This window comes from Citrobacter sp. TBCS-14 (assembly GCF_005280805.1).
In the GTDB taxonomy this organism is placed as follows: domain Bacteria; phylum Pseudomonadota; class Gammaproteobacteria; order Enterobacterales; family Enterobacteriaceae; genus Citrobacter; species Citrobacter gillenii.
This window is the reverse complement of sequence record NZ_SZWM01001025.1, coordinates 1-236: the sequence shown is the minus strand read 5'-3', so window position 1 is coordinate 236 and position 236 is coordinate 1. Positions and strand designations below refer to the sequence as shown.

At 52.1% G+C, this 236-nt stretch carries 1 protein-coding gene and 1 pseudogene; one reads left to right on the top strand and one right to left on the bottom strand.

Going from position 1 to position 236, the window contains the following annotated elements; translation table 11 throughout:
- On the top strand, positions 1-135 hold a 135-nt coding region (locus tag FDX22_RS31945), incomplete at its 5' end, for a YbhQ family protein (protein ID WP_304571812.1).
- Here the strand turns inward: FDX22_RS31945 and FDX22_RS23760 are convergent.
- Positions 97-236 (bottom strand): annotated as a pseudogene (locus FDX22_RS23760) (ABC transporter permease); the annotation flags it as partial. The gene FDX22_RS31945 and the pseudogene FDX22_RS23760 sit on opposite strands and share 39 nt — an antisense overlap.

Here is a 236-nt window from a genome sequence, read left to right as displayed (position 1 = left end):
TCCCGCGTGCTGCAAAACAACGTCTTACTGGCGTTAGCGGGACTGGCGATCCTTGCCGGACCCGCAGTGATTTCGCTGCTGGCGAAAGACAAAAAGTTACATCACTTTGCGTCTAAACATCGCATACGCCGCTGAGCCTGTTGTGGCCGCTATCACCAATAGCGGCCACAAACTTCCCCAGACAATCTGCAGACTCGCATCCTTCAGGTAAATCTGTTTTGTGATGTCCGTAAAGT